We start from the raw sequence: 6044 nt of genomic DNA, 5'->3' as shown, positions 1-6044 counted from the left end.
TCGTGAACCGCCGTATGCGGAACCGCACGTACGGTGGTGTGAGCGGGCTGAGGGGGCGACCCCTCACCCGACTCGATGGGGTCCGTCAGGACGGCGGTGTGGCTATGGGGTAGGGCGACGCCTTTGGATTCCACGGGGTCTTCCGTGTCTGAACTGAGTTGACGGGAGCGGTGGGGCAGGTCTGAACCGCCCCGGGTTTCGAGGAGGCTCCACTCTTTGAGCGAATGGAGTCCATGAGGAAGTCAGTCAAATTTTTCCCGGAAGTCCGGGAGCGCGCCGTGCGCATGGTGTTCGAGCATCGTGACGAGCACGAATCGCAGTGGGCTACCGTGGTGTCGGTCGCAGCCAAGATTGGCTGTACCGCGCAGACCTTGTTGGCTTGGGTTCGCCAGCATGAGCGCGACACCGGTCAGCGCGCAGGCACAACCACGGCAGAGGCCCAGCGTATCAAGGATCTGGAGCGGGAGGTCCGCGAACTGCGCAAGGCCAACGAAATTCTCAAGCTGGCCGGCGCGTTTTTCGCCCAGGCGGAGCTCGACCGCCGATTCAAGTCTTGAGGGACTTCATCGACGCGTACCGAGGCCCTTGGGGTCGAACCGATTTGCAGGGTGCTGCAGGTCGCCCCGTCGGGCTATCGCCGCTATCACCGTCTGATGGCGCCGCTGGGATATGTGCCGCCGGCCGAGTACGAGGCCAACTACTATCAGCAACTTGAGCAGCAGGCCACACGCATCGCTTGCGCACTACAATGCTCCTGTACAGGCGGCGTCCTGAGGGAGTCTCCAGATGACCGACAGCAGCGTGAAATCCAATCTTCGCAATACGTGGGAGTCGGCAGCACCCGGCTGGGCGAAGTGGGAGCATGTGTTTGCCACCAATCTTTCGGGCGCCACGGACACGCTCATCGATATGGCCGGTATCCGGCCGGGCATGCGCGTTCTCGATCTGGCCTGCGGTGCCGGCAGCCAGAGCATCCAGGCAGCGATGCGAGTGGGTGCCGGCGGCGAAGTGGTCGCCAGTGATATATCTGGCACCATGCTGGAGCATGTCCGCCGAAATGCCGCTCGTGCCGGCCTTCAGAATATCGAAACGCTGGAATGCGCAGTAGACGAATTGGACGAGACACTGGCGCCGTTCGACGCGGCGATGTGTCGATTGGGATTGATGCTTTTCCCGTCACCTGGAGAGGCATTGGAATCTGTCCGACGCGTACTCAAGCCTGGCGCGCGTTTCGCGGCGCTAGTCTTCACGACGCCGGCCAACAATCCCTTTATGGCCCAGCCGATGGCGATCCTTCTACGCCACGCGGGCAAGTCTCCGCCCGCCCCCGGACAACCTGGAATCTTCGCACTGGGCGGCGATGGCGTGATGGAGCGCCTGATGAACGACAGCGGTCTTGGCGATGTGAAAACACAGCACGTTCGAGCGCAGCTCGTCTTGCCGAGTGCGTCTGATGCTCTGCAACTGATGCAGGAAGCCGCGGGGGCATACCGGGCTGTGGTAGCGGACCTCGACGTCGCGGCGAGATTGAGGGCCTGGAACGAGGTTTATGAATGCCTTAAGCAGTTCGACGTCGGTGAAGGCTTCAAGACCGAGCTTGAACTCATCATCGGGTCAGGCACCAAGCCAGGATAGTTTTCGCCCGTTCCATGCCGACTTGTCATTGCTCGCCCGCAATCTTGTCTTGACCGGCGGTCCAAGTCTGGGCGCCCTGCTTGCGCTGACCCGGCGCCTGCTCTTTATCGATGATCGCCAGCTTGCCCAGTTGCATCACCCGGCTGGCGAGCAGACCGCACGCAGCGAACTCCTCCGGCTCGCGTTCAACACCCTGCTGCCGCCAGCCGCGCGTAGCACTGACACTGCCAGGCACCAGAATCACCGGCGCATCCTGAGCCAGGCAATGGACTTGCCGGCAGCGGCGCGGCACACGCCCATCCTGCTTGAAGACCTGTGCGCAGCTACCAGTGCCTCGGAACGTACCATTCGCAACGTGTTCAACCGGTACGTCGGCATCAGCCCCCACCGGTATCTGGTGCTCCACCGCTTGCACCACGCGCGCCATGCGCTGAAGCATGCCAAGGCAGGCGAGACGGTCACGAGCATCTGTATGCGCTTCGGGGTCTGGGACATCGGCCGGTTCGCCATGCAGTACCGCCGGCTGTTCGGCGTGCTGCCCAGCCAGACGCTGCGCGCATCGCATCTCGGCAGGCAGGCGCCACACCAGGGCCAGTTTCCGATGACCATCGCTCGTGATCGAATGACCGACGCGGGCACGACGACACGTTGCTGTGCCGGTTCATGGCACCGATCGTCGGACCAGATCTACAAATCCCACCGGCTAATCGTTGCTCTAGCCATCCTGCTCGCCCCTGCCTCCGAGCACTGAAAGCGCGTTTCACATTGTGGAATTTGCTGCGTGTTTCCCCGGGCGCTAGCTTTCGTTCTCTGAAAAAGCTTTCCACATTACAAAATTTAGCGCCTATCTCATTGAAAAATAAGGAGAAATGAACTCTTATGTCTTATATAAGACTTTGTCGCGACGCATCAAGAAGGCCCTACAATGAACCCACGCTGCTCGCTTCGACATCCGCCAGCACACTCAACTTTTTTCAAACGCGCTTTCTTCTTAGGAATTTCCCATGGCCCAGTATCAAGACGACATCAAGGCAGTTGCCGGTTTGAAAGAGAACCACGGCAGCGCGTGGAATGCCATCAATCCCGAGTATGCCGCCCGCATGCGTGCCCAAAACAAGTTCAAGACTGGCCTGGACATCGCCAAGTACACTGCCAAGATCATGCGCGCCGACATGGCCGCCTACGATGCCGACTCGTCGAAGTACACCCAGTCGCTGGGCTGCTGGCACGGCTTTATCGGCCAGCAGAAGATGATCTCCATCAAGAAGCACTTCAACAGCACCGAGCGTCGCTACCTTTACCTGTCCGGCTGGATGGTGGCCGCGCTGCGCTCTGAGTTCGGCCCGCTGCCGGACCAGTCGATGCACGAAAAAACCTCCGTCAGCGCGCTGATCCGCGAGCTGTACACCTTCCTGCGCCAGGCCGACGCCCGTGAACTGGGCGGCCTGTTCCGCGAGCTGGACGCGGCCGAAGGCCCCGCCAAGGCCGCCATCCAGGCGAAGATCGACAACCACGTCACCCACGTCGTGCCCATCATCGCGGACATCGACGCGGGTTTCGGCAACGCCGAAGCCACCTACCTGCTGGCCAAGCAGTTCATCGAAGCGGGCGCATGCTGCATCCAGATCGAGAACCAGGTGTCCGACGAGAAGCAGTGCGGCCACCAGGATGGCAAGGTCACCGTGCCGCACGAGGACTTCCTGGCCAAGATCCGCGCCATCCGCTACGCCTTCCTGGAACTGGGCGTGGACGACGGCATTATCGTGGCCCGTACCGACTCGCTGGGCGCCGGCCTGACCAAGCAGATCGCCGTGACCAACACCCCGGGCGACCTGGGCGACCAGTACAACTCCTTCCTCGATTGCGAGGAACTGTCGGCCGACGCACTGGGTAATGGTGATGTCGTCATCAAGCGCGACGGCAAGCTGCTGCGTCCCAAGCGCCTGCCCAGCAACCTGTTCCAGTTCCGCGCCGGCACGGGCGAAGCGCGCTGCGTACTGGATTGCATCACCGCACTGCAGAACGGTGCTGACCTGCTGTGGATCGAAACCGAAAAGCCGCATATCGCCCAGATCGGCGGCATGGTCAGCGAGATTCGCAAGGTCATCCCGAACGCGAAGCTGGTGTACAACAACAGCCCGTCGTTCAACTGGACCCTGAACTTCCGCCAGCAGGCGTATGACGCGATGAAGGCCGAAGGCAAGGATGTGTCGGCATACGATCGCACGCAACTGATGAGCGTTGAATACGATCAGACCGAACTGGCGAAGCTGGCCGACGAAAAGATCCGGACCTTCCAGGCCGACGCGGCGCGCGAAGCAGGTATCTTCCACCACCTGATTACCCTGCCGACCTACCACACCGCCGCACTGTCGACCGACAACCTGGCCAAGGAATACTTCGGCGACCAGGGCATGCTGGGTTATGTGGCTGGCGTGCAGCGCAAGGAAATCCGTCAGGGCATCGCCTGCGTCAAGCACCAGAACATGTCCGGCTCGGACATCGGCGACGACCACAAGGAGTATTTCAGCGGCGAAGCGGCCCTGAAGGCGGCGGGTAAGGACAACACCATGAACCAGTTCTGATACCAGTAGTACCCCAAGCAAAAACGCCAACCCACACGGGGTTGGCGTTTTTTTTGTTCGGCGAGATAGCTCGCGGGGTTCTTCAGCCTTATGCATGCGGCGCTGCAGCATCCCGCTGTCGCCGCCGGCCTTTGTTGAAGGCGCGCTGCGGTGCTAGGCTGAAGGCGAGATCTTGCCGCCCAGGCGGAGACACCAATGGTCGAAGCTTCCGAACTGAAGTCGGGCATGGTCATCATGCTTGAGGGTGAACTTCATAGCGTTACCAGCGCCGGGTACCACGCCGGCGGCGGCCAACAGGGGAGCGCAGTTTTCGCCAAGTTCAAGAACCTCAAGACTGGTCACATCAAGGAGTTGCGGTTACACCCGGGCCACAAGCTCGAAGAGGTCGAGCTTGATCACCAGGAGATGGAATATCTGTACACCGATGGTGTCGCCTTTTTCTTCATGAATCCCGACACCTTCGAGCAGATCAGTTTTCCTGCGGAAACCATGGGTGCATACCAGAAATTTCTTCACCCCAATATGCGAATCCCGGTGCAGCTTTATGAGGGCGAGCCAGTCACCATCGCATTCCCGCCGGCGGTCGAGGTAACCATCATGTCCACGCCGCCAGGACTGCACGAGCATGAAACCTCTACCTTCAAGACTGCCACGCTGGAGAACGGCATGGAAGTTCTCGTTCCTCAGTTCGTCAAGGAAGGGGACACGGTGCGAATCGAGGTCGCTTCAGGAAAATATCTGGAGCGGATAAGGCGAGGGACGCGAAAGTCGTGACGCCAGTGCCGCGCCATCGCTCCCTGCATGCGCAGCGCCGCGTACAGTCTCGCTGGAACTTGGCCGGCAGCAAACTGTGCGCGCCAAATGCGATTGCCCAGGCGCGCTACGCTGGAGATCCTTCCTCGCCGAGCTGACTTACTCGTTCCTGAGATCAATGCCGAAGCCGCCAGCCAGTTCACAATCGATGATCCCGGCGGCGTAGGCAAAAAGCCAGTCCTCTGCCTCCAGCAGCGATGCGGGCGGGTGGGGCCAGTCCGGCGTAAAGCGGATGCCCATGTCCTCATTGCGCGTGGAGATCTGGACTCGCCCGCATGGCTTGCCTGGCTCAATCACCTCCGGCACGAACAGGGCAACGTGGAATCCCTTGTAAGACCGCTTTTTTTCCAGCATTTCAGCCTCCGAAAATTTATGCAGGTCCGTGGCTCAGCACGAGCGCCGGACTGTCTTGAGTTCACGATATAGCGGGGCGCGGCGAAAGCCTAGTAATGCCGCGGCCAGTGCCCAGGCATGGGAGTGACCAGTGGCGGATTTCGGCAACAGGAACCCCGGGGATCACATCGGAGCGTGCGGTCGATTTTGACCTAGACTGAAAAAGTGCCCTTCGCGCGCTTCGGGGCTGCGCAATGGAGCTTCACTGGCAGCCGATAATGCGGGCGAATGACAATGGCACAGGCTACCTGAATTCATGTGAATTGATGTTCACGAAGGGGGCATCATGTTGCAAGCCAGTGAAATGCAGCAACGTTTTAGTCATCTGCAGCAAACCATCAGCGAGACATCACGCACTTGTCATGCCGATGCGGGGATTCCACAAGATTTGATGAACTGCGTGGATGAGCTCGACAAGGAATGCAAAGCGGCATCGAAGGTCGTGTCTTCCAAGGATGAGGATCGGATCCGGCAGTGGGTCGATGATCTCGAACGGATCGGTGATCGTGCAGACCGCGCTTGCCAGCAGGCCGGCGGTCTCGATGCAAAGGTCAAGGATGCAGTCAGTTCGATGCATTCGGAACTTTCTGACCTGAAGCGCCAAGTGCACTAACCAAT

At 60.2% G+C, this 6044-nt stretch carries 6 protein-coding genes, 1 pseudogene and 1 other annotated feature; of the genes and pseudogenes, 6 read left to right on the top strand and 1 reads right to left on the bottom strand.

Annotated elements, in window-relative coordinates; genetic code table 11:
- Positions 1-233: 233 nt before the first annotated feature.
- The 5 genes and pseudogenes from AC3WVS_RS06865 to AC3WVS_RS06845 form a co-directional block, all read left to right on the top strand.
- Positions 234-644: pseudogene (locus AC3WVS_RS06865) on the top strand (transposase); the annotation flags it as partial.
- Positions 512-626: a sequence feature (AL1L pseudoknot), on the top strand. Its footprint overlaps the pseudogene before it by 115 nt.
- Before the next feature lie 142 nt (positions 645-786).
- A complete protein-coding gene (locus AC3WVS_RS06860) occupies positions 787-1635 on the top strand; it encodes a class I SAM-dependent methyltransferase (RefSeq protein ID WP_492317937.1) in 849 nt (282 codons plus the stop codon).
- A gap of 28 nt (positions 1636-1663) precedes the next feature.
- The gene (locus AC3WVS_RS06855; RefSeq protein ID WP_492317936.1) at positions 1664-2386 is read left to right on the top strand and encodes an AraC family transcriptional regulator; all 723 of its coding nucleotides are present in this window, start codon (positions 1664-1666) and stop codon (positions 2384-2386) included.
- A 253-nt stretch (positions 2387-2639) separates the two neighbouring features.
- On the top strand, positions 2640-4220 hold the full coding sequence (locus AC3WVS_RS06850; RefSeq protein WP_492317935.1) for an isocitrate lyase: 1581 nt from the start codon (positions 2640-2642) through the stop codon (positions 4218-4220).
- 195 nt (positions 4221-4415) lie between these two features.
- Positions 4416-4994 (top strand): elongation factor P, encoded by a 579-nt coding sequence (locus tag AC3WVS_RS06845; RefSeq protein ID WP_492317934.1) that lies wholly within the window; start codon positions 4416-4418, stop codon positions 4992-4994.
- A gap of 138 nt (positions 4995-5132) precedes the next feature.
- Here AC3WVS_RS06845 and AC3WVS_RS06840 read toward each other — a convergent pair whose 3' ends face one another.
- Positions 5133-5387: a hypothetical protein gene (locus AC3WVS_RS06840; RefSeq protein WP_492317933.1), complete on the bottom strand. Its 255-nt coding sequence runs from the start codon at positions 5385-5387 to the stop codon at positions 5133-5135.
- Between the two features lie 325 nt (positions 5388-5712).
- Here AC3WVS_RS06840 and AC3WVS_RS06835 point away from each other — a divergent pair, with 325 nt between their 5' ends.
- Positions 5713-6039 (top strand): hypothetical protein, encoded by a 327-nt coding sequence (locus AC3WVS_RS06835; protein ID WP_492317932.1) that lies wholly within the window; start codon positions 5713-5715, stop codon positions 6037-6039.
- Positions 6040-6044 lie beyond the last annotated feature (5 nt).

It is taken from the genome of Cupriavidus sp. CPT47-8839-RL05A (assembly GCF_058792255.1).
Note: the sequence above shows the minus strand (reverse complement) of the source record. Positions and strands in the feature narration are given on the sequence as shown.